Here is a 23,927-nt window from a genome sequence, read left to right on the forward strand (position 1 = left end):
TCCGCTTCTGGAGTCGACCCTGGTTGGAATCCAAACCATGAAATTAGGTATCATTGGTGTCGGCAACGCAGGCAGTAAGATTGTCGACAAGATGGTCGAGTTCGAATCGCTCACGAATCGGAAACTCTGTCGTCACGTGATGGTGATAAACACCGCACGGACGGACCTCACCAAACCAGACCACATCCCGGAGAACCGACGAATTCTCATCGGTGACACCCACCAGAAAGCCAAGGGCCACGGCGTCGGTGGCGACGTGGACGTCGGTGCCGAAGTCGCGAAGAACGACATCGACGAGATTCGACGCGCGTTCGACGACGTGGATATCCACGAGGTGGACGCGATTCTCGTCTGTGCGTCGCTCGGTGGGGGCACCGGTAGCGGTGCCGGTCCGGTGGTCATCAACGAACTGCAGAAGATGTACGACGAACCGGTGTACGGACTGGGCGTTCTGCCCGGCAAGTACGAAGGCGGCCGACCCGCCCTCAACGCGGCACGGTCCCTTCAGTCGTTCGTCAACAACACGGACAACTTCATCGCCTTCGACAACGACGCGTGGCGGTCGAAAGACCAGACGGTCGGCGAGGGCTACGAGGGCATGAACCGCGAACTCGCGACGCGTATCGTCACGCTCCTCGGCGCTGGCGAGTACGACGAACCGACCGTCGCAGAGAACGCGATGGACTCGAGCGACATCATCCGAACGCTCGATACCGACGGCATCTCGTCTATCGGCTACGCCTCGACGTCGGTCGAAAACGGCGACGATGGACTCTTGAACCGCTTCCGCGAGGAACACGAAATCGAGGACAACTCGAACTTGGCGGCAAAGATTAACGGTCTGGTCCGCCGCGCCGTCAACTCCCGACTCACGCTCCCGTGTGACGTTTCCAGCGCCGACCGGGCCCTCATCGTCCTCTCTGGCCCGCCGTCGGAACTCTCTCGGAAGGGTCTCGAAAGCGCCCGCGAGTGGATCGAAAACGAAGTCGACACCGTCGAAGTGCTCGCTGGCGACGACCCCCGAGAGAACGCCTCTGCGCTCTCCGCGGTGGTGTTGCTGTCGAACGTCACTCAGACGCCGCGCATCGAGGCAATCCAGGAACAGGCGGTCGAAGCACAGGAGAAAATCGCCGAACAGGAGGCCGTGCGCGAGGAAGAAATCGCCGACCTCATCACGGACAAGGACGGCAAAATCGACCCGGTCATCTGACCATGACTCCCGGTAACCGGGGGGCCGAGAGTACCTCCCAGGGAGTGGGTCGATGAAGTTGGCAGTCATCGGCGTCGGGAACGCAGGTAGTCGCATCGTCAACAACATCCTCGACGTCGAGAAAGAGACCGGTCGGAACCTCTGTAACGGGAACACGCTCCTCGTCAACTCGACGAAACCGACGTTCGACGTGGACGAACACGTCCCCGAGGAGCGTCGCTTGGTCATCGGCGACGTCTACTGGGACGCCGACGGGTCCGACATCGACGGCGACCCGGAGTTGGCCGCCACGATTGCACGCGAAGAGAAGAACGACATCAACCGGGCGTTCGACCTCATCGAGTTCCATCAGGTCGACGGTATCTTGGTGGTCGCTGGACTCGGCCGCGGCACCGGTGGCGGTGCCGGTGCCGTCGTCATCGACCAACTGAACGAGATTTGTGACCACCCGATATACGCCGTCGGCGTCCTTCCGGCCGAGGCGGAAGGCGACGAAGCGGCGCTGAGCGCCGCCCGCACACTGCAGTCGTTCGTCACGAAGGCTGACAACGTCATCACCTTCGACAACGATGCCTGGCAGGACGACGACGAACAGCGATGGGTCGACGAAGTCGAGTCACCCGATGAGGTGGCACCACCCGATGGTGAGGCACCCACCGGCGACGACGCAGACAGAAGCGGGTACGGACCGGTGAACACAGCACTGGCCGAACGACTCGTCACGCTGTTCGCAGCAGGCGAGTTCAGTGCCCCGTCGGCGTCCGAGAGTCGAATGGACCCGAGCGACATCATGCGAACGCTCGATACCGGCGGTCTGTCGTCTATCGGGTACGCTTCGGTCGAGTTGCCGCAGGGCGGTGGTATTCGCTCACTCGTCCGGTCGTTGTCGAACCGGTACTCGTGGATGCCCGGCGGCGCGTGGGCGTCTGCACCGCTCACAGAAATGGACGACGAAGACGCCGGAACCGCCGCGGCCAAAATCAACAACCTCGTCCGCGAGGCCGCTCGCTCGAAACTCACGCTGCCGTGTGAAATCACGAGCGCCGACCGGGCACTCGTCGTCCTGTCGGGGCCGTCGGAGACTCTCTCGCGAAAGGGGTTCGAAGGCGGGCGCTACTGGCTCGAACGAGAGGCAGACATCGTGGACGTGATGGCGGGCGACGAACCGCACGACCGGGCGACGAGTCTCACGGCAGTCGTCCTCTTCTCGAACGTGACCGACGTGGCGCGAATCGAGGAGATTCAGGAGACGGCAGTCGAGCACCAGCAAGCGCTGGACGCCGACGAGACGCTCGACGAGTCGGCAGAAGACCCGGCTGGCGAGTCGGCAGACGAGACGGCCACTGAGGCGGTGGACTCCCGATGAACACCCCGATGGACGACGACTGGCAAGATGCGCCGACGTGGGTTCCGAGTCGGGTCGCGAACACGGCCACTGCCATGCGTGTCGACCTGTTCTCGTTGCACGCGTCGTGGATGAAACTCGTCTTCTCGCGCGAGTATGAGGGAGACCACTCGGTCATCGAGAACTGGGAACCCGAGAGTACGGGTGAGGCCGTGGGGCACCGTCTCTGGGCCGCACTCGGCGTACTGTACCTCGTTCTCGTGTACCCCATCTTCGTCTTGGGTCTGGCGACGCGGTACTACGCGCACCGGATCGACCGCATCACGGCGGGCCTCGGGTTCGTCGGTGTCACGGCCGTCTCGCTTCTCGTCTGGGGAGGCCTGACCGCGGCGACGTACCTCTCACCAATCGCGTTCGAGGGGTTCGTCGCCGTCGCGGTGGCGGGCGTCGTCGCAACCGTCTCCGCCGTCCTCGCACTCTTCTTCTCCGGCAGAACGGGGCGACTGACGACGGTCGCACTCGCCTATCCCTTCGGGGTCACTGCACTCTTTCTCCCGCCCGTCGTCGCTTCACTCTACTCCCCGACGCTCGCGTCGGTCGTCTTCCCGAGTTCGACGTCACTCGCAATCTGGTTGCTGAACAACGTCCTCGACTTCGCTGGCATCGCCGCGTTCATCCGCGCGTCGTTCGAGTTGCAGGGTCTGGCGTACGTCGGCATGTGGTTCGCCCTCGCGGTTCCAGTTGGCTGGTCTCTCGGTGGCCTCGTCACGCTCGTGAACCGCGTTCGGACCCCACGTACGTCACCGCATGCAGAGGGCGCAGGGTCGAAACTGTACCGGTGAACGCGGACAGCGTGTTCACGATTTAGGTTTTGCCGCCTTGATTGGTCGGCGACATTGCCTCGCTGTCGCTCGCCGATGAAAATGCGGGGGACGAGATTCGAACCACGGTCGCTCCGCTCACCGATGAAAAGGCGTGGGACGCATCGCTCTGCTCACTGTCGTTCGCAGAAGCGAGTGCGGGGGACGAGATTTGAACTCGCGAACCCCTACGGGAGCGGATCTTAAGTCCGCCGCTTTTGGCCTGGCTCAGCCACCCCCGCGCAGTTGACCGTTCTCGGAGGGATAGAAAAGTGCTTTCGTTTTACCTGAATTGAGGTGCTAAGGCCGCTTCCTCAACGAGAGTCCAGAGAGAGCGAGTCGAGAAGATACAGCGTCCACAGGAGCACTACTTTCGTGTTCGGACGTGACGCCAAAACGTCTCGTCAACACCAAACAGGTCAAAAACACGTACAACGCTCAGCCCACAGGACCCCACAATCGCAAACTAAAAATACACACTTTGTGTATAATGTGGTGTGGCAACGCGTAAGAACATCTCTATCCGCGACGACCAAGCCGAGTGGATTCAAGAGAATCACCTTAATCTCTCGTCGTTCGTTCAAGAGAAGCTCGACGAACTCATCGAAGAACGCTCGTGAACTACAGCTACAGGTATCGGCTTCGACCGTCCGACGCGCTCGAAGAGCAGTTAGTGTGGACTGTCGATACCTGTAGACAAGTCTACAACCACTTCCTCCACCGACTCAATCGGAACAACGACACCTCGGCGTACTCCGAACAGAAGCTCTTGCCGAGCCTAAAGACGTGGTGGGGTGACCTGAAACAAGTTCACTCGAAAGTTCTTCAGAAGGTCGTACAGCGATTGTACAACAATCTATCGTCGCTTCGTGGGCGCAAAGAGAACGGCCACCGCATCGGGACGCTCAAGTGGAAACAGAAGGGTGAGTACCGCAGTTTCACCTACAGTCAATCCGGCTTCAAGCTCAAAAACACGAGCGGCCGGACGCGGCTGTGGCTCTCGAAACTCGGCGAAATCTCAATCATATTCCACCGTGAGTTGCCCGAAGATGCTGAAATCAAGACTGTCACCGTGAAGCAGGAGCCCACCGGGAAGTGGTACGCTATCCTCGGTGTTGAGACTCCCAACGATCCACCCGGAAAACCGGAGAACCCTGAGAGGTGTGTCGGTATCGATGTAGGGATTCTCAAATATACTCACGACACCGACGGCTACGCGGTTGGATCTCTCGACTCATCAAAGGAGCGTGAGCGGGTGGAACGCGCTCAACGCGACCTCTCACGGACGGAACATGGGTCTGCGAATTGGGAGAAACAACGCCGCGTCGTGGCCGAACGCTACGCCGACCTCAAGCGAAAACGCCGTGACTTCCTCCACAAGTTGTCGAACTACTACGCTACCGAGTACGACTTCGTGGCGGTTGAGGACTTAGATGCGAAAGGCTTGATCGAACTACCGGGGAACTCGCAAAATCGAGCGAGTGCGTCGTGGGGAACGTTCCTCCGGATGCTCGAATATAAGTGCGAACGCGAAGGGACACACTTCATCGCCGTGAGCCCTCACGGAACGACAAAAGAGTGCGCGTCCTGCGGTGTTTCAGCGGACAAGCCGTTGTGGCTCCGTGAACACTCTTGTCCTACCTGTGGGTTTGAAGCGGACAGGGACGCGAACGCGGCGTGGAATATCCTTTCTCGCGGCCTCAAAGACTTAGGAGTGGGACACTCCGAATCAACGCCTGTGGAGACTGCGCTCCCGGTGGATACGTTCGTATCTGCAAAGCGCGTCGTTGAAGCAGGAAGCCCTACCCCCAGAAGTGAACGGCGTCAGCCGTGAGGTAGGGTAGTTCACCAGTCGACAGAGAGGGTCCCGTCGCCGTGCGGATTCGGTGCGAGTTCCTCGTCGGTTCGTCGGTCGATGACGTGGATGACGCCGCGACCCTTCTTCGCCGGGCACACCTCTGCGGCGCGGACGTTCTCGTCGAGTTCGTCCTCGCCGACGAAGTACGACTTCGCGCGGGCGAGACCAGTATCGAGGTCCATCTCCCAGTTGTCGGCGACTTCCGCGCACCGCCCGGCCCCGAAGCACTTGTTGGCCTCGAAGATTATCTTGTAGGGCTTTTCTTCGACCGGTGGGGCGTTCTCGTCGGACCCGAAGTCACTCGGCTTCGGTCGGTCGGACTCCTCACTCATCGCCGGTGCTTACAACCCGGTGGACTTTGCGCTGTCGGTCGCGCCCCGCCACACCCCGGTGGGACTATCGGCACCGAGACCCTACTCGACACGATGGGCGACACTCCTCGGGAGCGTTTCGGTGACCTCGTTCGCGCCGCGTCGCCGAGCGAACGCCGTCGCTTCGTCGCCGACGTCTGGGCCGCCCGTGGGTGGGAGACGACGGTCGACGGGTCGTTCGTCGTCGCCCGAACCGGGACGCAGACGCGACGCATCGCTCTCGTGGCCGGGGGATGGTTCGGGGTTCGGCCGAGGGTTCCGGACGAAGTCGACGTGGTCGTCGCACTCGATGCCGCCGCCATCGATGCTGCTGACTCTACACCCGGTGTCCGGGTCTTCTCGCTCGACGACCTCTACGATTTGCTCCGATACGGCCTTCCTAGCGACGTGGGCAACCGACTCGTCGAAACCCACTTCGGGACACTGTTCGCCGACCAGTCGGCGACGACATGGCCGGGTCGCTTCTCGTTCTCGTCACGATTCAGGTCGGCCCGGTCGGGCATCGTTCTCGTCGCCGTGGCCGCGTTGCTCGCCCTCGCCATCGTCGCCACAGCAGGGGTACCGGGCGTCGTGCCGGGACTTGGCGGTGGGACCGAGCAACCTCAATCGGACCCGAGTTCGACCCCCATGTCGACGGTGACGCCCGAACCATGGACTATCGCGCCCGGTGTGACGACTGCGGGTATCGAGAACGCGACGCTCCTCGCCAACGCACACCGACGCGCCGTGACGAACGAATCCTACCGGTGGACAGTCGTCTACCGAGAGTCGATTGCGGGTGACGAGACGGGCCGCGAGGTAGAAGTCGTCCGCGTCGAGGCACCGCACGTGTACACCTCCGAGGTGCAACGTGTCGGTCGACTGCGAGCGTTCCCCCGGCCGACTGCGACCGAGGACTCCTACGCCGATGGCTCGATGCGCTACGCTCGTCGCCCGAACGAACCCGACGGCATCGCTGCCCGCGTTCTCGACCCTGACGTTCGCGACGGTCCGGGGCGACACGCGACCCGCGGGGAACGATACGTCGAGTGGTACCTCTCGACGGAACGCTCCCGAGTGGTGAACTCGACAGTCGAAGACGGCGTCGTGGTGTACCGCGTCGAAGGCACTGTGAACGAGTTCCCGCGCTCACGCGACTACGAATTCACTGCGCTCGTCGAAGAAAGTGGGTTCGTCCGGTCGACGCGAGTCTCCTACGAGACGCGCGATGGACTCGGAGTCACTGTCTGGTTCGAATACGACGCCGTCGGTGAGACGACGGTCACGCCACCACAGTGGGTCGGTCCCGAGGACCGACCGACGAATGGGACCGCCGAAGACGGTGTGGCGAACCGGACAGGATAACTGCGTCTACTGGTCGACGTCGACAGATTCGAGGACGACGTCCGACACTGGCTTGTCGTTGCGGTCGGTCGGGACTGAACCGATGTCTTCGACGACGTCCATGCCGTCGACGACCTTACCGAAGACGGCGTGCTTGCCGTCGAGGTGCGGTTGCGCGTCGAGCGTGATGAAGAACTGCGACCCGTTCGTGTTGGGTCCGCGGTTCGCCATCGAGAGGACGCCGGGGCCGTCGTGACTCAGGTCCGAGTGGAACTCGTCGTCGAAGGTGTAACCCGGGCCGCCGCGGCCGGTTCCGGTCGGGTCCCCACCCTGAATCATGAAATTGCTGATGATGCGGTGGAAGAGGATGTCCTCGTAGAGGGGTTCGCCCTCCATCGTCTCGTCCGTCTCGGGGTGGACCCACGTCTTCTCGCCTGTGGCGAGGCCGATGAAGTTCTCGACCGTGTTCGGGACCTTGTCTGCGAAGAGTTCGACCGTGATGTCGCCCTTGTTCGTGTGGAGCGTGGCCGTTGGGTTGTCGCTCATACGTGATTCGTCGGGCGGGCGAGTGAAAACCGTGCCGCCTTCGGAACAGCAGTGGGGTGACCGACAGTCGGTCCGTCGCGGTGTCGTCTCTACCGACGGCGGTGGTTTTGAGTGGTCGACACAACGCCCAGCGCGGAAGCATAGCGCTACCAACCGGCGGGAACGGCCGCCGGCGTTTTTTATCTTGTACTCCAAAGCACGACTGAGATTCACATGAAGCACAACGTCGGAAGCCTCGACCGGATGGTTCGGTTCGCACTCGGAGCACTGCTCGGCGTCCTTGGTCTTGGGGCACTCGCGGGTGCCGTCTCGCTCGGCCCGATTCCAGCGATGCTCGGCGGTATCGTCGCCCTCGTTCTCGGCGTCGTTCTCGTCGTGACCGGATATCGGCAGACGTGCCCGCTGTACCTGCCGTTCGGTATCAACACCTCGGGCCGTAACTGAAACCAGTGTCAGCCGACGATTGAACCGACTCTGCGACTGCTCCAGCACCACCGTCGGCGTCGCGGTCCATTTTTTCACGTCTCCCGCTGTCCCCACTAACTACAAGACACCCGACCGCATTGCGTCGAATATGCACACTGCGGAGACCGTGACGCTCGCTCGTCTTCCCTCTGGCGTCCCGGTGCAGACGACGGTTCACGTCTACGAACCCGACGACGACGACACGGATGGGGCGACACTCTACGTGCAGGCCGCCCAACACGGCCGCGAGATAAACGGAACCGAGGTCCTTCGCCGACTCCACGGCCGACTCGAACGCGCGGACCTGACAGGCCGCGTCGTCGCCGTCCCCATCGCCGACCCCCTGACGTTCGACCGAGTGTCGTACGTTACTCCGGAGGCCATCGACTCGATACACTCCAACATGAATCGCGTCTGGCCGGGCGACCCCGACGGGTCTATCCACGAACGAATGGCCGCATCCCTGTGGGAGTACGCCGGTGACGCGGATGCTATCGTGGACCTCCACACCGGCAGTCCGGACATGCTCACCCACACGGTCTACCGCCAGAACGACGACGCCTCACGTGACCTCGCCGAGGCGTTCGGCGTCGACTTGCTCCTCGCCGAGGCCGCGGGCGAAGACGCCGAAGAAGAGTGGTCCGAACGCAACTTCGACGGCAAACTCCGTGTCGCGGCCACGGAAGCGGGTATTCCCTCTATCACGCCCGAACTCGCGCACAACAAGCAACTCGTCGAGCCCGCCATCGTCGCCGGCGTCGAGGGACTGCTCAACGTCTGTCGGAGTCTCGGTATCCTTCCCGGTGCCGTCGATTCGTGGGACGGCCAGACCTATCGGAACCACCTCGGTCGTGTCTCTGCCGACACGTCGGGCCTCTTCGTCCCCCGCGAAGACCTCGAACTCGGACGGGAAGTCCGTCCCGGCGACCACCTCGGGTGGGTCTACGACCCGACGAAGTACACGGTCCTGCAAGAAGTCGAAGCAGAGCGTGCGGGTGTCGTTTACTCCATCACGCGCGAGGCGACGGTCACCGCTGGACAGACACTCGTCGGCGTGGCACTTCCGCTGGACGACGGTATGGACGACGAGTTGGGTGACGCCGACCCGTTCAGTGAGGCTGAGGACGAATTGGATATTTAGGACAGAAGATATTTGCTCGCGGTATTCGCACAGAAATTCGTGAATCGTCGGCAGGCACTCTCGTTGGCGCTGATTCTCCTCGTTCTCGCGGCGGGAGCGCTATTCGTGACCGACCGATACGCGAAACGACAGGCACTGCAACAAGAAGAAGCGTACCTACAGTCTGAACTGGCGAGGTCATCGTGCGTCACGAACTTCGATACGTCTGGGACGGTAGGTGACGAGAAAGCGACAGTCGTCGACCGGTCGCTCGACGGGCGGTGGGTTCGCGTCTCACACCCATACTGGTACGACACTGACCAGACGCATGCTGATACGTCGTCCGAAGCGGTGTACTACGTCGGTCTGAACTCGGTTTACCGTGTCAACGGAGAGTCACCGGGGCCGGTCTGTTGACGCGATGAGACGGTGCCTATCTAGAACGCGCGCAGGTCTTCGAGAACCTCGGCCGCGGCACCGGAGTCGATAGCCTCACGGGCCATCTCCAGCCCCTCGTCGATGGAGTCGGCGTCCTCGCGCGCGTAGATACGAAGTGCCGCGTTGAGGGCGACGGCGTCGGCGAAGCGGTCCTCGCGTGCGCCCGAGAGGACTTCCTCCGTAATCGTCGCGGAGTCGCCGGCGACGTCGTCTTCGTCGACGCCGAGGTCGTCGTACTCGAAGTCCATGCCGTACTCGGCCGTCTCGATTTCGAAGTCGTCGAATTCGCCGTTGGTCCACTCGGCCACCTTCGTGTAGCCGGGACGGATGTCGTCGTACCCTTCCATCCCCTGGAACATGACGACGCGGCGCAGGTCGTGGTGGTGGCTCTCTTCGAACGTGTTCACCATCTTCTTGGCGAACGCGAGGTGGTAGAACGACCCGAGGTGGACGGAGGCGTTCGCGGGGTTGGCGATGGTCTCGATAGTGTTGACGAACGTCCGAACGCCCATGTTGTCACGGCGCTCCCAGAGCGCGTGGATAGCGGGGTTGAAGTTGGGCTGATAGTAGAAGCCGAACCCGGTGTCGTCCACCATGTTGGCGGACTCGTCGGGTTCGAGTTCGGTACGGACGCCGAGTTCGTCGAGGACGTGCTTGTAGGCGTCCTGCTTCTGGGTCGGGACTCGGTCGCCGGAGTGGACGACGACGGGCGTGCCTGCCGCGGCGGCGGTGACGCCGGCGGCGACGCCGAGGATGGCCGTCTTGCCCTTGCCGTCGTAGTTCGCGCCGCAGTCGACGGGGTCGACTTTCGGCTCGGCGTACTGGACGTGTTCGGCCATCACGTCGGTGTACGCGGCCAGTTCCTCGGCGTTGTTGTGTTTCCAGCGGTTGGCCAACCAGAACGCGCCGAGCGTCGTGTGGTCGGGTTCGTCAGCGAGGATGCGTCGCATCGCTTCCATCGCCTGCGCTCGCGTCATGTCCTCGGCGGACTTCGTTCCCGTGCCGACGACTTCTGTCATCAGACGTTTCAGCGGCCACTCTCCGAACTCGCTGTCGACTGCTGCCATGGTCGTACCTTCGAGTGAGCGTGCAAAAAACGTCCTGTTCGGTCCCGCCGACCGAGACCTGTCCGGCGGTCCGAAAGCGATAGGCCCTCCGACTCCTAAGCCGAGGTAATGACCGCGCTGTCGGACGACTGGCGGGCCGACCTCGACGAGGTCGACGCCGCGCTCATCGACGAGTATCAAAGTGGCTTCCCTGTCGAAGCGCGACCCTTCCGCGTCGTCGCCGAAGACCTTGGTATCGACGAGGAGGAGGCGCTGGACAGAGTTCGCCACCTCCGCGAGAAGGGTATCTTCCGCCGGTTCGGTGCCGTCCTCAATCCGCCCGTCATCGGGAGTTCGACCCTCGCCGCCGTCTCCGCCCCTGAGGACCGATTCGACGAGGTTGCAGAGATAATCAACGGCTACCAGCAGGTGAACCACAACTACCGCCGCGACCACGAGTGGAACATGTGGTTCGTCGTCACCGCCGGGTCACGCGAGACGCGCGACCGAATCCTCTCGGAAATCGAAGAACGGACCGGTTGTGAGGTGCTGAACCTCCCGATGCTCACGGACTACTACATCGATTTAGAGTTCCCCGTGATGAACGACGACCGGTTCGCCCGCGAGAGTCTCGACGAGACCGAGGTGAGTGCGACACGAATCTCCGAGGACGCGACGGGCGACCTCTCAGACCTCGACGCACGACTTCTCGTGGAGATTCAAGATGGCTTCCCGCTGACGAAGACGCCGTACGCGGACGTGGCCGCCGCCATCGACGCCGACACCGACGAGGTCATCGCCGCAATCGAGCGACTCCTCGACGACGGGTGTATCAAACGTATCGGATGTATCGTCAACCACGTCGTCACCGGGTTCCGAAACAACTGTATGGTCGTCTGGAACGTCCCCGACGACGAACTCGACGCACGCGGAGAAGTCGTCGGGAGTCTGCCGTACGTCACCCTGTGTTACCACCGGCCTCGTCGTCCGGAACAGGATTGGCCGTACAACCTCTTCACCATGATTCACGGCCGTGACGCCGACGCCGTGGACGCGAAAATAGACGAACTCGCCACCGAGTACCTCCCGTTCGACCACGAGCGACTCTACTCGACGGAGACGCTCAAACAGACTGGCGCGCAGTACGAAGAACTGGTCAGTTCTCCCGAGTAAGCGACGCCTTTGCGGACACTCGGTGAAAGAGACGCGTTCGACACAACGGTAATGTCGGTCGCTAGCATTATTCTACGCGAGTTATCCATGAGCACTACCTCAGGGGCAGACGAGCAATACCGGTATCCGCAAGGGATACGGGGCCCGCTGCGACCGTTCTCCGGTGTCGTCTGTCCGTACATCGGGTTCGAGAGCGGACATACGCTGTGGCTCGTCGCGTTCGACGAGACACCGACGCCGGTCGACTCCTACGCCGAACTGTGGCTCGAACGGCCAGACGGCGAGTTGGCACTCTACGCGTCCAGTGAGGCGGCGGAGTACATCGTGGCGTACCACGAGTTCGACCGGGTCGAAGAGGCCGCGTTCGCGTGGCAACGTGCAGACAGTGAGGCACTCGAAGTCGGGATGGACAGCGCCGACGGGACGACACTCGACCTTCGCGTCGACCTCACGACGACGACACGGACACGTGTGTTGGACGCCCTCTCTTCGCTGCTTCCGGAGGCCGTTGCGCAGACGTCCATTGGCAGCGCGACCAGTACTCGCGTGTTCAACGCCCTCTTGCCGGCCGGTGGGTCGAAGTCGCGCGGGCGCACCGAGACTGGCATTCGATACAGGGTCGACACCGACCGAATCCTCGCCGTCGAGTCGGCGTGCGGCACACTCGACGGACTCGACCTCGGGAACGTGACGCCGTCACGTTCGACCCGAACGCACGGTGACGTCGAATGCTGGAGGTGGCCCTACGCCATCTTCGGCCGACTCTATCTCGAATACCCTGCACCGGGCCAACCGGTGGTTGCCTGAGTACACGGCGCGTCGAACACCGACTGCCCCCTCGTGGCGCGCACCGCTCTTTTCGTACTCGTTCTCTCCTCGAGAGAACGGCACTCTTGGATTATCCGTCGTCCCGACCAACTAGTGTCGGTGAAGTAAATTGTCCTCCATTCGTCGTCGAATCACGACACATCCAATCGTCGCGTTCTTCGTCCTCTCGTTCGCGATTACCTGGGCTATCGACGCACCGGTCCTCCTGTTCGAGTTACCGCCATCGTGGGCCACGTGGGGCCTCTTCACGCTCGGCGCTCTCGGCCCGTTCGTCGCCGCCGTCGTCGTCCTCTGGGCCGGCGGTGAATCGATTCGGGCGTGGTTCGTGCCGCGACTTCGGTGGCGTCTCTCGATTCGCTGGTACGCCGCCGTCCTCGTGCTCCCACTCGTGTTCGTCGCACTCGGGACGGTACTGTACGGTCTCCTCGGGTACCCAATCGACGTGAACGTCCTCGACATGGGCGCGGCGTTCTACCTGACGGTCCCACTCTTCATCGTCTTCGAAGCAATCGTCGGTGGCGGGAAAGAGGAACTCGGCTGGCGTGGATTCGCGCTCCCGCGGTTGCAGGCCCGGTACGGTGCAGTCCAATCCGGCCTCCTCATCGGCGTCCTCTGGGCACTCTGGCACCTTCCGCTGTTCTTCACCACGTCGGCCCCACACGGGACGTGGCCACTCGGACAGCAGGTACTGTGGGGCGTCAGCATAGTCGGATTCTCGCTCGTCTTGACGTGGCTCTACAACGAGACGGGGAGTGCATGGCTGGCGATGCTCGGGCACGGTTCGATGAACATTCTGAGTGGCCTCGTTCCCATCGACGCGGCAGTCGTCGGCACGCCCATCTACGACGAGGTTCGGGTGGCTGCAATCGGGACGTTCGCTGTGGCGGTGTGGCTAGTCGCACTCGTCCTCGTCGCGACTCGTGGGGTGGACCATCTCTCCCGCGAACCCGCGGCGACCAGTGGGTTCCCGGAGGCGACACCACCCGTCAGTCGACCTGGCCGGGCAGATTGAGTAAAAAAAAAAACCGCACCTCCGTGATTGCTACAGTGGCGACAATCGGGCTAACAACTGGGCCCCGCGAACTGCGCCCCGCTTGGCGAGATAGCCGCTCTTGAGTGCGCCAACCTTCGCGATGTATGCCGATTTGAACGCTCCTTTCTTCGCCAGCACACCACTGGTCAGCGCGCCACGTTTGGCGTAGTACGCCGACTTCCGCCCCGCCGCACCCACGTAGTGTTTCGTACTCGTCGGAATCGGCGTCCGGCGTCCTTGGACCTGCGTCGAACCACTGCGGATAGCGTCGAGGATGTCGTCGGCGGTGAGCGAGGCGCGCGACACGTCGGGTATCTCGATTTCCGTGTAGGCACGGCCGACGTATCCGACTTTGTGGGCGTCGCTCCCGGCGACGCCGGGGTACTGTCTGCTCGCGGCGAATCTGCGAGCACGGCGGTTCTTGTACCCAGTGAAGAGCCACGAGTTGTACGTCTCGATGGCGTCGAACGCGTCACCACCGGACGTGTCGTGATACCGGCCGAGTCGCTTCTTTCGGATGCCGTGGCGACTCCGCTGGAAGGGGTGCGGGACGATTGCGACGCCACCGTGGTCACGCACCCACTGGGCAGTCTCGTCGAGTGGTCGACGGCGGGGCGGGAGTTCTTCGACTCCCAGTGCGAGGAGGTGGCCGTCGGCCGTCGAGACTTCGACACCGGGGATGCCGACGAGGCCGTACATCGGTGCGAGTTGCGCCGCTCGAATGGACTCGTTGATGACGTCGTGGTCGGTGATGACGACGGCGTCGAGTCCAATCTCCGCGGCCTGCTCTAAGATGAGTTCGACCGGGTCGTGGGCGTCGTACGACCCCTCCGAGTGGACGTGCGGGTCGATTCGAACGGTCAGCGCGGACACACTCTGTGGTTAGGCGCGGGCGACGAAAAAGGCATGCCCGAATCGTGTTAGCGTCTGACGCACTTCTCGGTGCGACACTGTTCTGCGCCATATCCACCGTGCGGCGTCTGAAGAGGCGGAATTTGAGGGTGACAGGTGAATGGTCGCCCTCGCTACACAACGTCGTTTCAGCGAACCTTTACGAATTTCTCCGACGTGTGTTATCGTATGGCATCTTCAGATGGGTTCGTCCCTACCGTCGAACTCGCGGACCTCCGCAAGTCCGGCCGTGAAGCCGTCGGGGTGGATGGTCGCGCAATCGCGCTCTTCGTCCACGAAGGCGACGTTCGAGCGGTCGACAACGCCTGTCCACACATGGGCTTTCCCCTCATCGAGGGAAGCGTCGACGACGGCGTCCTCACCTGCCACTGGCACCACGCCCGCTTCGAACTCTCGTGTGGCGACACGTTCGACCCGTGGGCCGACGACGTGCTCACCTATCCGGTGGACGTCCGCGACGGAACCGTCTACGTCGACCCGAACCCGGAACCGGACGACCCGCCGCACGTCCACTGGTCGAAGAGACTCGAAGATGGTCTCGAACAGAACCTTCGACTCGTCGTCGCGAAGTCCGTCATCGGCCTCCTCGACGCTGGTGTCGACGCCACGGACCCGATGGAGACGGGGATTCGATTCGGCTGTCGATATCGGCGGCAGGGATGGGGGTCGGGTCTCACCATCCTGACCGCGATGGCGAACGTCCTCCCTGACCTCGACCCGACCGACCAGAAACGCGCGCTCTACCACGGCCTCGTGGAAGTCGGCAGTGACGTGTCGAACGAACCGCCGCAGTTCGAACAGGATGCACTCGGCGCGACGGACACCGACTTCGAGCGACTCCTGTCGTGGTTCCGCGAGAACGTCGAAGTTCGAGACCCGTCCGGTGCAGAACGCGTCCTCCGAACCGCCATCGACGCCGGATACGACGACGAACACCTCGCGCGACTCCTCGCTACCGCGGCGACAGACCACCGCTACATCCAGACGGGGCACGTCCTCGACTACGTCAACAAAGCCTGCGAGGCACTCGACCACGTCGGGTGGGGATACGCCGACGAGGTGCTCCCGAGTCTCGTCCGTGGCCTCGCGACTGCAGACCGGGCCGAGGAGACCGCACAGTGGCGGCGGCCAATCAACCTCGCCGAACTCCTCGACAACGTGTTCGACGAACTTGACCGATTCGTCGAGTTCGGGTCGGGAAAGACGTGGTCACGACCCGACGACGTGCTCGACACTCTCCTCAGCGACGACCCGGACGCCATCGTCGACGCCCTCGTGGACGCGATTCGTCACGGCGCGTCGCCCGAAGAACTCGCCGACGTCGTGGCACTCGCGGCCGGGATGCGCGTCGCACAGTTCGCGACGAGTAACGAGTTCAACGACTGGAACACGGTCCATCACACGTTCACGTACGCCAACGCCGTCCACCAACTCACGAGACGGACGGACGCGGTAGAACTCTACCGCGGCGTGTTCGACGCCGCAATCAACGTCTACCTCGACCGATTCTTGAACACGCCACCAGCACCGCTTCCACCCGAGAACCCCGATGCCAATCCGTCGGTCGAACTCGACACGCTCGAAGCAGCATTCGACGCCGAGGGTCGGGTGAACGCCGCCGGCAAGGCCGCCGCCCACTTCCTCGACGCCGGTGGTGACCCAGAGACGCTGCGGCGAGAACTCGGCAGTGCACACCTCGTCGAAGACGCCGGATTCCACACCTACCAGGCGCTCGAAGCGGGGTTCGCACAGGCCGCGAACCGGCCGCCAGAAGAAGCACGGACGCTCTTCGTCGGTGTCGCCCGCTACCTCTCGGCGCACTCGCCGACCCGACGCGAACGTGAACAGACGTTCTCTATCGCCGCCCGCCTCCAGCGCGGCGAGTCAGTTCACGAATAGTCGGCGTCGACCGGTGGGGAGTCGCGCGATTAGAGGTTCGACTGGATGTCGAGTTCGTTCATCCGGTCGACTTCACCACTGATTTGTTCGATTTGGCTCATCTGTTCTTCGTTCGCAGCAGCGATGTCTTCTGCCTCCCGTGCGACCTGTTCGAACCCGTCGACGGTTTCGTCGACCATACTGGCAATCTGCTCGGTGCTCGCCGCTTGCTCGTCTGTCGCTCTGGCGACTTCGACGATACCGTCTGTCGCGTGTTCGACGACCTCTGCAATCTCTTTGAACGTCTGGCCCGCGTTCTGAACCTTCGTCGACCCCGTCTGGATGACCTCGTTCGTCTCCCCGAGCGTCTCGACGGTCTCTTCAGAGTGGTCTAACACGCTGTCGACGAGTGACTCGATTTCAGATGCTCGGTCTTTGGACTCTTCGGCGAGCGATTTGACCTCTTCGGCGACGACGGCGAACCCGGACCCTGCGTCGCCCGCGCGTGCGGCCTCGATACTCGCGTTCAGTGCGAGCAAGTTCGTCTGGTCCGCAATCTCGTTGATGACCTCGACGATTTCTTCTATCTCGTGGACGCTCTCGTTCAGACGGGCGATTTTCGTCGTAACGTCCTTCGCCGAGTATTGGATGTCGTCGATAATCGAGATGGTCTCTTCTGCTTCGTCTTCACCTTGGACTGCAGCGTCTCGCGCGTTCTCACTGATTTCTTCGACCTCGTCCGCCGTCGCAGCAATTTCTTCGACAGTCGCACTGAGTGACGACACCTCGGTCGATACGTCTTGGATGGCGCGGTGCTTCTCGGAACTCAGGCGACTGATGTCCTGTGAATTGTACGCGACATCGCGAGACGTCGCTTTCAATTCGTCGACGGAGTGTTTGATACTCCCCGTCGCCTCCTTTAGGTGGGAGATATCTCGGAACGTCTCACTGATTGCGACGACCGTTCCGTCCTCATCGCGGAGCGGTCTCACGACGAGTTCTGTCGGGACAATACGCCCGTCGTAACTCTCTTTTTCTACTTCGACACGAATCTCGTCGCGCCCGTGGTCGACGAGTTGCTTCATCGTGCAGTTGTCAGTCCCGCACACTTCCGGGTTGCAGAACTGGTCGTAACACTTGACTGCGTCGTTGCCCTCCGCTTCGACGCCGCCGAGTTCCTTCATCAGGGAGTTCTCCAAGACGACGTTGAAGTTCGTGTCGAGAATTCGCATCGCTGCCCCGGTCGAATCCATTATCGTTCGGATGTTCGACCCGAACAACTCCCGTAACTCTTCGTGCGACTTCTCGGCCCCGCCAGAGATTACTTGAGAATAATCTGTCCCGCTCGTCGTGCCCTGCTCTTGGGTTGCCATACTGACCCCACAGGAGTGAAATATAACGAATTAGTGGCCGTTCCCACTAAATGGGAACCCCGAACCGCGACGCCTCGTGTGTCTCGTCCGTGCTCGTGTCCGTCGCCTACTCAGTGCTCACTTCTCGGCGATTCGCTCGCCCGCTTCGATACCGCTCCACAGTGCGGCGTGGACCCGACCCTCGCCCACCGTCCAATCGCCGGCGAAGAACAGACCGTCGGGTTCGCCACGGCGGATGACCTCTCGGTTTGCGACGCCGTCGGGGAGGGCGTAGCGCCACCCCTGGTCGTCGACCCAGTCGGGGTCACGCAATCGGTCGTCGTCGAGGAGGTCCGCGACCATGTCGGCCACTTCGTCTGCCGTCTCGTCGAGTGGGTCGTCGTAGTGTGCTTCCGACCACTCGGGGCTCGATTGCACGACGAGAAGGCTCTCACCGTCGGGGACGTGCCCGTCTTTGCACTCTTCGCGTGCGACCCACCCGATGGGGTGTTGCTTGTCGGGGTTGACGAGTGCGTACCACGGTTCGTCGCGCTCGAACGGATAGTGGAGTATCACCGACCGAATCGTCCGATACTGGACGCTCCCAATCGCCTCTCTGAGACCGACCATACACTGGTCGCCCCACCCCATCTCGGTGAGCAGACTCGCTGTCTGTGGGGCAGGCGGCGTCAACAAGACCACGTCGTACGGTCCGTGGCGAGTGCCCGACTCGTCCACGACGGACCAGTACGTCGTGTCTGGGTTGTGGTCGATAGCCGCGACCCGCGTCTCGCGTTCGACAGTGGCGTCCGTTCTGGCGAGCAGTCGCTTGGCTAATTGGGTGATTCCGTCGGTCCACGTCCACTTGTGTTGGTCGCGCCCGTCGCCGTTCGAGATGACTCCGTCGGCGTCGAACGTCCACACGGGTTCATCGATATCGACCAGTCCATCCTCGCCGAGGCTGCGAATCAGTCGCTCGGTTCGGTGGTCGTAGTCTTTGACGTAGTTGGCCCCGTGGTCGTACCGACACCCGTGTCTCCGCCGCGTCGCCGCGCGCCCGCACACCCCGCGACTCTTCTCCAGAATGGTCACGTTCGCGTTCGCGTCACGGAGCGCGTACGCCGCGCCAGCCCCCGCGGCCCCCGCTCCGACGATACACACGTCGCGCGTCATCTCGACACCCCGCGTGTGAGTCCAGCCAGCATCGTCTCAATCTGTGTCTTCGATGCGCTAAAAGACTCGCACCGCGGCGGATTGCGTGGGTGAGACGAAAACGATTCACGTCTCGCACCCGGACGAGACGTATGTACGATTCGGTCATCTTCGACCACGACGGCGTGTTGACCACGCTCGTCGATATCTCGCTCCTCCAGGACGCGACGTGGGCCGCCTTCGACGAACTCGGCGTCGTCGACCCGGACCCAGAACACGTCCGGCAGATGGTCATTCACGTCACTCCCGACGACGTACACACCGTCGCCGACGCCTACGACCTCGACCCCGAGACGCTGTTTCGCGTCCGCGACGAGAAGTCGTCAGCCTTCCAGTGCGACGCCATTGCCGATGGCCTGAAGACCCCCTACGACGACTTCGACGCGATTCGCCGAATCGACGCGCCGATGGGAATCGTCTCGAGTAACCAGCAGGCGACGATAGACTACGTCCTCGACCACCTCGACGCGACGGAGTTGTTCGGGACGGCCTACGGCCGGGAACCGTCGATGACGAGTCTCCACCGAAAGAAACCTGAACCCTACTACCTCGAACGGGCGATGGCCGACCTCGGCGTCGAGTCTCCGCTCTTCGTCGGTGACAGCGACGTCGACATCGCCGCTGCCGAGGCCGCAGGTGTCGATTCGGCGTTCATCCGCCGCGGCCACCGCGCCGACCACTCGCCCTCGCCCGACCCGACGCACGAGGTGTCCGGACTCGACGACTTGCTCGCCATCGACGGTGTTCCAGTCGTCACCGACCCAGACAGTACCGACGAAGCGGAGGCGTCGCGATGACTCGCGTCCCTCGAATCGGCCTCGGAACGATGGGGCTGGACACACCCGAGGAGGCCAGTGCCGTGACGACGGCACTGGAGATGGGTTACCGCCACGTCGACACGGCGCAGATATACGAGAACGAGGCAGTCGTCGGCGACGCCGTCGCTGCCGCAGAGACGCCGCGTGAAGACGTGTTCTTGGCGACCAAAGTCTGGGCGGACAGTCTCGCTCACGACGACGTGCTCCGAACGACCGACGAGAGTCTCGACCGTCTCGGAACCGACTACGTGGACCTCCTGTACGTCCACCGTCCCATCGAGACGTACGACCCGCCCGAGACGCTGGCAGCGTTCGACGAACTCGTGGACGACGGACGCGCGCGTGCCGTCGGGGTGAGCAACTTCACCGTCGACGAGTTGGACGAGGCACTCGACCTGTTGGAGACACCACTCGCCGCTCACCAGACGGAGTACCACCCGTTGTTCCAGCGTCCGGAACTCCTCGAACACGCCGACGAACACGGGTACAGCGTGGTCGCGTACTCACCACTCGCGGGCGGACGGGTCGGCGACGTAGACGAAGTCGTCTCGGTCGCAGCGAAGCACGACGTGACCCCCGAATCGGTGAGTCTGGCGTGGTTGGCCGCGAAGGGTGTGTGTATCATCCCGAAAGCGTCGAGTGAGAGACACCTCAGGGCGAACCTCGAAGCGGTGGCTGTCGACCTCGACGACGAAGATATTGCCGCTATCGATAGCGTCGAACGCGAAGTAGAGCTCTACCCAGAGTGAGAAATGTGCCGTCCAACGGGGCAGAAATATCACTCGTGATACCAGTCCCGGAATGATTATAATAGGACGCACGGTGTGTCCGAACATGCGGATTCCGAGTGGGGTAAGCGGGTTCGACGAACTCATCCAGGGTGGTTTCCTTCCACGACGTCTCTACGTGTTGAGTGGGCCGCCGGGGAGTGGAAAGACGACGTTCACGGCACAGTTCATCGCCGAGGGACTTCGAAACGGCGAGCAGTGCATGTACATCACCATGCACGAAACCGAAGAGGAACTCATCAACGACATGTCGAGCTTCGACTTCGGGTTCGAGACGCTCACGAATTCAGATGGCTTCCGGTACATCAACCTCGTGAGTCCGAAGGGGAAACACCTCCTCAACCAGTTCTCCCAGAGTGGTAGCACGTCGAGCGTGCAAAGCCTCACCGACAAGATTGTCGCCTTCGTCAACTCTCGTCAGGTCGACCGTCTCGTCATCGACTCGACTATGCTCCTGCGTCTGTTCTTCGCCAACGGGTCCGAAGAGATGACGCGGTTCCTCACGGCGCTCAAGCAGGGCGACGCGACGACGCTCCTCATCTCCGAGATGACCGACCCCTCGTCGTATTCCGACGAGCACTTCCTCGCTCACGGTGTCGTCTTCTTCCACAACTACCTCGAAGCGACGGGGATGACACGCGGGATTCAAGTCATCAAGATGCGCGGGACGAACATCGATTGCGACATCAGGTCGCTCTCCTTCACCGACAACGGGCTCGTGGTAGACCCCCGGTCGAAGGTCGACCTCTGAGGGACCATGTACGAACGGGCCTTCGGGACGGACTGGCGGACGATTTCGGACGAAGAGGCCATCCGACGGATGTACGCACTCGGCGTCTCTACCGCCCTCGGCGCGCCGAACCCGAGCGAATTCGAGCGGATTCGCCGGCAGGCGAGCACCGCTTACGGCCGGAGTGTCCTCCAACTCTCCTTCGAAGAAGGGAAACAGCGCGTTGCCCGCAACAGAGGCGAGTACGACACGAAACAAGAACTGTGGGATGCACTCGTCGACGAGGAGACGACGCCGAAGACGACGGGCCGTGCCGACGTGGCCATGCGGAAGCCGACAGACAAACAGGGTGTCCCAGAGGCAGTCGGTCGAGTCGACGTGCTCGACCTCCAGTCAGACGATTTCGCACGGCTTCGGCTTCCTGACTTTCTTCGACGGGAGTAGCCGACGCCGCTTTCTTTCTGGGCTCCGTCTCTTCACCTATGAGCGACGCTGAATTCACTCTCTCGAAGGCAGAGTGGCGGGAACGACTCTCCAAGGACGCCTATCGCGTCCTCCGAGAGCAGGGGACCGAACCACGGTTCTCTGGCGAGCACGTCGACCGCTCTGAAGACGGCGTCTACCGCTGCGTAGGTTGTGGGGCCGAGTTGTTCACCTCGGATACCAAGTACGACTCGCACTGTGGGTGGCCGAGTTTCTACGCCGCCAACGACTCCAGCATCGAACTTCGCCGCGACCTGAGTCACGGGATGGACCGAACCGAAGTCGTGTGTTCGACCTGCGGTGGGCACCTCGGCCACGTCTTCGACGACGGCCCACAACCGACGGGCAAACGCTACTGCATCAACTCGGTGGTGCTCGACTTCGAACCGGAATCAGACGAATAGCTACGTTTCACGCACCCTACGCCGAACTCTGGTACGTGAGGAACGTGATTGCGACTGCCGCGAATAGGTCAGGGAGGAACGTGAACGGTCCCAGACCGCTCCCGCGGAAGCCCAGTAACAGCGAGACGAGCGGACTCGACGTGAGCGCGTACAGGAGCAACGCGGCGGTAAAGAGCAACAGGCTCAGCGTGAAGCGGTTCGGCAGGTCCCGGTAGAGTACCGCGTACGTTCCCGCGAGGAACGCGAGTGCGACGACGTTGTACGTCGATACGAACAGTTTCACCTGAACGAGCGTGTCGGGAATCGGTGGCCCGCCACCGTGGCCCGGCCCACGAGGAATGAGGATATCGGGGGCGAACAGTGTGACGAGTGCCGCGACGACCAGCGAGACGGCGACGACGGCACCCGTTCGACGGAGCGCGTTCTGTGTCGTATCTTCGGTCACGAGTCGTCACCTCCTGCGGGTACGTCGTCCAACTTCGCTTTTCTGGCCACCTCGTCGAGGACGTCGAGGTTCGCTTCCATCTGGTCGGTCAAAAAGTACGTCTTGCCGTAACTGTCTCCCATGGTCATCAACACGTTATTCTCGACGAGGAGCTCCAGGTGGTGCTGTGTGGTCTTGTAGTCGAGGTCGAGTTCGTTCGACAGTTGGTTGGTGTTCATCGGTGTCTCGTCGAGGGTTCGAATGATTCGCAGGCGATTTCTCCCCCCACGAGACCCGCCGATTAGCCACCACAGCACTCGTCGCATCCAATTACCTCGTCAAATCGCCATGTAATAAAATGGAGGGCATGTACGTCAGCGGAACCAGCGTGGGTGGAGTGCGCCGGTGTGTGGTGCATTACGGGAGTGGCGTACGCAGTCGGGGCAGGCAGTACGACGAGCGGTATCTCTTCTGGACGGCGGATACGGTGAGCGTTAGGCCATCGTTCCGCGGGGACCGAAGCCACCCCCGGTGGCAGCACCCCGGCGGACCTGCATTCCGTCACCGTCGCAGTCTCGGACGGGATGTTCGATACCCCACTCGGCGAGTTGGTCGCTGACTGCGGCCCGGACGTCGTCGGTCGTCGCACCGTCGTCACGCATCTCGGTGACGAGGGCTTCGAGTTCGGCGACCTGTTCGTCGGTCAAGTCGAGGCGGTCCTGCGCGTACAGGGCCGGGTCGGGCGTCAAGTCGGCCTCGTCCACGCCGAACTCGAGGAGTTTGTCGTGGACGGCGGTCTGAATCTCGTCGCGGGTGGCACCGTCAGCGCGCATGTCGGCGGCGAGCGTCTGGATTTCCTCAGTCTGTTCGTCGGTCAGGCCGAAGCGTTCCTGCAGGCGTTCTGCGAGTTGGAACTGTTGGCCGTCACCGGGTCCGGCGAACGGCCCGGGACCATGTTCGGCGCGGACGTGCGTTCCATCCGCGGCCTGTGGTCCGTTTCCGGCGGTCTGTGTCTGTGCGGCGAAGCCACCGGTGGCAGCAACCGTCCCCGCGAGGAGGAGGGCGGCAACCACCAGCGTGACTCCGATTGTGGTGAGTCGGGGCATGGGTCTGTACCTCCATATGAAGCGTCGTTCAGTCCATAAAAGAGGATTTTCCGAACTCCAACACGACTCCACGGAGAATCCACCCTGAGTTAGACCCAAATTGAGCCAAAAAGGGTAGTCGTCCGATGGGTTGCCACGACTTCTGGTGCGCGCAAGAGACGCCGATTTCGACCGGTTAGGTCACATCTAACGGCTGAACAGTCA

General features: G+C 62.3%; 28 protein-coding genes and 1 tRNA gene. 19 read left to right on the forward strand and 10 right to left on the reverse strand.

What is annotated here, in order from left to right; all coding sequences use genetic code 11:
* Window positions 1-37 precede the first annotated feature (37 nt).
* Genes GJR96_RS07545 through GJR96_RS07560 form a run of 4 tightly spaced genes read left to right on the forward strand, consistent with a single transcriptional unit; the run spans window position 38 to window position 3,591 of the window.
* Window positions 38-1,210: a tubulin/FtsZ family protein gene (locus GJR96_RS07545; protein WP_151162378.1), complete on the forward strand. Its 1,173-nt coding sequence runs from the start codon at window positions 38-40 to the stop codon at window positions 1,208-1,210.
* Between the two features lie 52 nt (window positions 1,211-1,262).
* Window positions 1,263-2,576, forward strand: coding sequence for a tubulin/FtsZ family protein (locus GJR96_RS07550; protein ID WP_151162379.1), 1,314 nt, complete (start codon window positions 1,263-1,265; stop codon window positions 2,574-2,576).
* A complete protein-coding gene (locus tag GJR96_RS07555; RefSeq protein ID WP_191965826.1) occupies window positions 2,573-3,397 on the forward strand; it encodes a hypothetical protein in 825 nt (274 codons plus the stop codon). Before GJR96_RS07550 ends, GJR96_RS07555 begins: the two co-directional genes overlap by 4 nt.
* Before the next feature lie 41 nt (window positions 3,398-3,438).
* Window positions 3,439-3,591 (forward strand): hypothetical protein, encoded by a 153-nt coding sequence (locus GJR96_RS07560; protein WP_154326188.1) that lies wholly within the window; start codon window positions 3,439-3,441, stop codon window positions 3,589-3,591.
* Here GJR96_RS07560 and GJR96_RS07565 read toward each other — a convergent pair.
* Window positions 3,573-3,657, reverse strand: a tRNA-Leu gene (locus GJR96_RS07565). The two genes, GJR96_RS07560 and GJR96_RS07565, sit on opposite strands and share 19 nt — an antisense overlap.
* Before the next feature lie 255 nt (window positions 3,658-3,912).
* On the opposite strand from GJR96_RS07565, the gene GJR96_RS18400 reads away from it, so the two are divergent.
* Both GJR96_RS18400 and GJR96_RS07570 read left to right on the forward strand, forming a co-directional pair.
* Window positions 3,913-4,035: a hypothetical protein gene (locus tag GJR96_RS18400; protein ID WP_255471267.1), complete on the forward strand. Its 123-nt coding sequence runs from the start codon at window positions 3,913-3,915 to the stop codon at window positions 4,033-4,035.
* Window positions 4,032-5,249: an RNA-guided endonuclease InsQ/TnpB family protein gene (locus tag GJR96_RS07570; RefSeq protein WP_151162380.1), complete on the forward strand. Its 1,218-nt coding sequence runs from the start codon at window positions 4,032-4,034 to the stop codon at window positions 5,247-5,249. Before GJR96_RS18400 ends, GJR96_RS07570 begins: the two co-directional genes overlap by 4 nt.
* 11 nt (window positions 5,250-5,260) lie before the next feature.
* On the opposite strand, the gene GJR96_RS07575 is transcribed toward GJR96_RS07570, so the two are convergent.
* A complete protein-coding gene (locus GJR96_RS07575; RefSeq protein ID WP_151162381.1) occupies window positions 5,261-5,605 on the reverse strand; it encodes a ferredoxin in 345 nt (114 codons plus the stop codon).
* Between the two features lie 93 nt (window positions 5,606-5,698).
* Between GJR96_RS07575 and GJR96_RS07580 the strand changes: the two genes are divergently transcribed.
* The gene (locus GJR96_RS07580) at window positions 5,699-6,988 is read left to right on the forward strand and encodes a hypothetical protein (protein ID WP_151162382.1); all 1,290 of its coding nucleotides are present in this window, start codon (window positions 5,699-5,701) and stop codon (window positions 6,986-6,988) included.
* Between the two features lie 6 nt (window positions 6,989-6,994).
* Here the strand turns inward: GJR96_RS07580 and GJR96_RS07585 are convergent, their stop codons facing one another.
* A complete protein-coding gene (locus tag GJR96_RS07585; protein WP_151162383.1) occupies window positions 6,995-7,513 on the reverse strand; it encodes a peptidylprolyl isomerase in 519 nt (172 codons plus the stop codon).
* Between the two features lie 213 nt (window positions 7,514-7,726).
* Here GJR96_RS07585 and GJR96_RS07590 point away from each other — a divergent pair, with 213 nt between their 5' ends.
* The 3 genes from GJR96_RS07590 (at window position 7,727) to GJR96_RS07600 (ending at window position 9,515) form a co-directional block, all read left to right on the forward strand.
* Window positions 7,727-7,957 carry a YgaP-like transmembrane domain gene (locus GJR96_RS07590; RefSeq protein ID WP_151162384.1) on the forward strand — a complete coding sequence of 77 codons (231 nt, stop codon included), beginning with the start codon at window positions 7,727-7,729 and terminating at the stop codon, window positions 7,955-7,957.
* 130 nt (window positions 7,958-8,087) lie between these two features.
* On the forward strand, window positions 8,088-9,119 hold the full coding sequence (locus tag GJR96_RS07595; protein WP_151162385.1) for a succinylglutamate desuccinylase/aspartoacylase family protein: 1,032 nt from the start codon (window positions 8,088-8,090) through the stop codon (window positions 9,117-9,119).
* A gap of 39 nt (window positions 9,120-9,158) precedes the next feature.
* Entirely contained in the window at window positions 9,159-9,515 is a 357-nt protein-coding gene (locus GJR96_RS07600) for a hypothetical protein (RefSeq protein ID WP_151162386.1), read from the forward strand.
* 20 nt (window positions 9,516-9,535) lie between these two features.
* Here GJR96_RS07600 and GJR96_RS07605 read toward each other — a convergent pair whose 3' ends face one another.
* Window positions 9,536-10,603: an anthranilate phosphoribosyltransferase gene (locus tag GJR96_RS07605; RefSeq protein ID WP_151162387.1), complete on the reverse strand. Its 1,068-nt coding sequence runs from the start codon at window positions 10,601-10,603 to the stop codon at window positions 9,536-9,538.
* 108 nt (window positions 10,604-10,711) lie between these two features.
* Between GJR96_RS07605 and ahbB the strand changes: the two genes are divergently transcribed.
* The 3 genes from ahbB to GJR96_RS07620 all read left to right on the forward strand — a co-directional run bounded on the left by ahbB (window position 10,712) and on the right by GJR96_RS07620 (window position 13,595).
* On the forward strand, window positions 10,712-11,755 hold the full coding sequence (gene ahbB, locus GJR96_RS07610) for a siroheme decarboxylase subunit beta (protein WP_151162388.1): 1,044 nt from the start codon (window positions 10,712-10,714) through the stop codon (window positions 11,753-11,755).
* Window positions 11,756-11,842: 87 nt separating this feature from the next.
* The gene (locus GJR96_RS07615) at window positions 11,843-12,562 is read left to right on the forward strand and encodes a hypothetical protein (protein WP_151162389.1); all 720 of its coding nucleotides are present in this window, start codon (window positions 11,843-11,845) and stop codon (window positions 12,560-12,562) included.
* 130 nt (window positions 12,563-12,692) lie between these two features.
* A complete protein-coding gene (locus GJR96_RS07620; RefSeq protein ID WP_151162390.1) occupies window positions 12,693-13,595 on the forward strand; it encodes a CPBP family intramembrane glutamic endopeptidase in 903 nt (300 codons plus the stop codon).
* 30 nt (window positions 13,596-13,625) lie between these two features.
* On the opposite strand, the gene GJR96_RS07625 is transcribed toward GJR96_RS07620, so the two are convergent.
* The gene (locus GJR96_RS07625) at window positions 13,626-14,489 is read right to left on the reverse strand and encodes a CehA/McbA family metallohydrolase (RefSeq protein WP_151162391.1); all 864 of its coding nucleotides are present in this window, start codon (window positions 14,487-14,489) and stop codon (window positions 13,626-13,628) included.
* Window positions 14,490-14,696: 207 nt separating this feature from the next.
* Between GJR96_RS07625 and GJR96_RS07630 the strand changes: the two genes are divergently transcribed.
* Window positions 14,697-16,427 carry a Rieske (2Fe-2S) protein gene (locus GJR96_RS07630; RefSeq protein ID WP_151162392.1) on the forward strand — a complete coding sequence of 577 codons (1,731 nt, stop codon included), beginning with the start codon at window positions 14,697-14,699 and terminating at the stop codon, window positions 16,425-16,427.
* 29 nt (window positions 16,428-16,456) lie between these two features.
* Here the strand turns inward: GJR96_RS07630 and GJR96_RS07635 are convergent, their stop codons facing one another.
* On the reverse strand, window positions 16,457-17,779 hold the full coding sequence (locus GJR96_RS07635; protein WP_151162393.1) for a methyl-accepting chemotaxis protein: 1,323 nt from the start codon (window positions 17,777-17,779) through the stop codon (window positions 16,457-16,459).
* Window positions 17,780-17,896: 117 nt separating this feature from the next.
* The gene (locus GJR96_RS07640) at window positions 17,897-18,931 is read right to left on the reverse strand and encodes an NAD(P)/FAD-dependent oxidoreductase (protein WP_151162394.1); all 1,035 of its coding nucleotides are present in this window, start codon (window positions 18,929-18,931) and stop codon (window positions 17,897-17,899) included.
* A 131-nt stretch (window positions 18,932-19,062) separates the two neighbouring features.
* Between GJR96_RS07640 and GJR96_RS07645 the strand changes: the two genes are divergently transcribed.
* The 5 genes from GJR96_RS07645 to msrB all read left to right on the forward strand — a co-directional run bounded on the left by GJR96_RS07645 (window position 19,063) and on the right by msrB (window position 22,193).
* Window positions 19,063-19,767 (forward strand): HAD family hydrolase, encoded by a 705-nt coding sequence (locus GJR96_RS07645; RefSeq protein ID WP_151162395.1) that lies wholly within the window; start codon window positions 19,063-19,065, stop codon window positions 19,765-19,767.
* Window positions 19,764-20,537: an aldo/keto reductase gene (locus GJR96_RS07650; RefSeq protein WP_151162396.1), complete on the forward strand. Its 774-nt coding sequence runs from the start codon at window positions 19,764-19,766 to the stop codon at window positions 20,535-20,537. Before GJR96_RS07645 ends, GJR96_RS07650 begins: the two co-directional genes overlap by 4 nt.
* Before the next feature lie 85 nt (window positions 20,538-20,622).
* Window positions 20,623-21,327, forward strand: a complete 705-nt coding sequence (locus tag GJR96_RS07655; protein ID WP_151162397.1) for an RAD55 family ATPase — start codon at window positions 20,623-20,625, stop codon at window positions 21,325-21,327.
* Window positions 21,328-21,333: 6 nt separating this feature from the next.
* A complete protein-coding gene (locus tag GJR96_RS07660; protein ID WP_151162398.1) occupies window positions 21,334-21,750 on the forward strand; it encodes a hypothetical protein in 417 nt (138 codons plus the stop codon).
* 38 nt (window positions 21,751-21,788) lie between these two features.
* The gene (msrB, locus tag GJR96_RS07665; RefSeq protein ID WP_151162399.1) at window positions 21,789-22,193 is read left to right on the forward strand and encodes a peptide-methionine (R)-S-oxide reductase MsrB; all 405 of its coding nucleotides are present in this window, start codon (window positions 21,789-21,791) and stop codon (window positions 22,191-22,193) included.
* Window positions 22,194-22,209: 16 nt separating this feature from the next.
* Here msrB and GJR96_RS07670 read toward each other — a convergent pair whose 3' ends face one another.
* The 3 genes from GJR96_RS07670 to GJR96_RS07680 form a co-directional block, all read right to left on the reverse strand.
* On the reverse strand, window positions 22,210-22,638 hold the full coding sequence (locus GJR96_RS07670) for a hypothetical protein (RefSeq protein WP_151162400.1): 429 nt from the start codon (window positions 22,636-22,638) through the stop codon (window positions 22,210-22,212).
* A complete protein-coding gene (locus tag GJR96_RS07675) occupies window positions 22,635-22,934 on the reverse strand; it encodes a winged helix-turn-helix domain-containing protein (RefSeq protein WP_151163949.1) in 300 nt (99 codons plus the stop codon). The genes GJR96_RS07670 and GJR96_RS07675 overlap by 4 nt, the downstream gene beginning before the upstream one ends.
* A gap of 177 nt (window positions 22,935-23,111) precedes the next feature.
* Window positions 23,112-23,723 (reverse strand): hypothetical protein, encoded by a 612-nt coding sequence (locus GJR96_RS07680; protein WP_151162401.1) that lies wholly within the window; start codon window positions 23,721-23,723, stop codon window positions 23,112-23,114.
* Window positions 23,724-23,927: the final 204 nt, after the last annotated feature.

The sequence above is a fragment of the Haloferax litoreum genome, assembly GCF_009674605.1.
GTDB classification, from domain to species: Archaea; Halobacteriota; Halobacteria; order Halobacteriales; family Haloferacaceae; genus Haloferax; species Haloferax litoreum.

Excerpts from the sequence above, each read along its gene's own strand:
- GJR96_RS07545 (WP_151162378.1), top strand. The coding sequence starts at position 38 with ATGAAATTAGGTATCATTGGTGTCGGCAACGCAGGCAGTAAGATTGTC.
- GJR96_RS07550 (WP_151162379.1), top strand. The coding sequence starts at position 1,263 with ATGAAGTTGGCAGTCATCGGCGTCGGGAACGCAGGTAGTCGCATCGTC.
- GJR96_RS07555 (WP_191965826.1), top strand. The coding sequence starts at position 2,573 with ATGAACACCCCGATGGACGACGACTGGCAAGATGCGCCGACGTGGGTT.
- GJR96_RS07575 (WP_151162381.1), bottom strand. The coding sequence starts at position 5,605 with ATGAGTGAGGAGTCCGACCGACCGAAGCCGAGTGACTTCGGGTCCGAC.
- GJR96_RS07580 (WP_151162382.1), top strand. The coding sequence starts at position 5,699 with ATGGGCGACACTCCTCGGGAGCGTTTCGGTGACCTCGTTCGCGCCGCG.
- GJR96_RS07585 (WP_151162383.1), bottom strand. The coding sequence starts at position 7,513 with ATGAGCGACAACCCAACGGCCACGCTCCACACGAACAAGGGCGACATC.
- GJR96_RS07590 (WP_151162384.1), top strand. The coding sequence starts at position 7,727 with ATGAAGCACAACGTCGGAAGCCTCGACCGGATGGTTCGGTTCGCACTC.
- GJR96_RS07595 (WP_151162385.1), top strand. The coding sequence starts at position 8,088 with ATGCACACTGCGGAGACCGTGACGCTCGCTCGTCTTCCCTCTGGCGTC.
- GJR96_RS07605 (WP_151162387.1), bottom strand. The coding sequence starts at position 10,603 with ATGGCAGCAGTCGACAGCGAGTTCGGAGAGTGGCCGCTGAAACGTCTG.
- ahbB (WP_151162388.1), top strand. The coding sequence starts at position 10,712 with ATGACCGCGCTGTCGGACGACTGGCGGGCCGACCTCGACGAGGTCGAC.
- GJR96_RS07615 (WP_151162389.1), top strand. The coding sequence starts at position 11,843 with ATGAGCACTACCTCAGGGGCAGACGAGCAATACCGGTATCCGCAAGGG.
- GJR96_RS07630 (WP_151162392.1), top strand. The coding sequence starts at position 14,697 with ATGGCATCTTCAGATGGGTTCGTCCCTACCGTCGAACTCGCGGACCTC.
- GJR96_RS07635 (WP_151162393.1), bottom strand. The coding sequence starts at position 17,779 with ATGGCAACCCAAGAGCAGGGCACGACGAGCGGGACAGATTATTCTCAA.
- GJR96_RS07640 (WP_151162394.1), bottom strand. The coding sequence starts at position 18,931 with ATGACGCGCGACGTGTGTATCGTCGGAGCGGGGGCCGCGGGGGCTGGC.
- GJR96_RS07645 (WP_151162395.1), top strand. The coding sequence starts at position 19,063 with ATGTACGATTCGGTCATCTTCGACCACGACGGCGTGTTGACCACGCTC.
- GJR96_RS07650 (WP_151162396.1), top strand. The coding sequence starts at position 19,764 with ATGACTCGCGTCCCTCGAATCGGCCTCGGAACGATGGGGCTGGACACA.
- GJR96_RS07655 (WP_151162397.1), top strand. The coding sequence starts at position 20,623 with ATGCGGATTCCGAGTGGGGTAAGCGGGTTCGACGAACTCATCCAGGGT.
- GJR96_RS07660 (WP_151162398.1), top strand. The coding sequence starts at position 21,334 with ATGTACGAACGGGCCTTCGGGACGGACTGGCGGACGATTTCGGACGAA.
- msrB (WP_151162399.1), top strand. The coding sequence starts at position 21,789 with ATGAGCGACGCTGAATTCACTCTCTCGAAGGCAGAGTGGCGGGAACGA.
- GJR96_RS07680 (WP_151162401.1), bottom strand. The coding sequence starts at position 23,723 with ATGCCCCGACTCACCACAATCGGAGTCACGCTGGTGGTTGCCGCCCTC.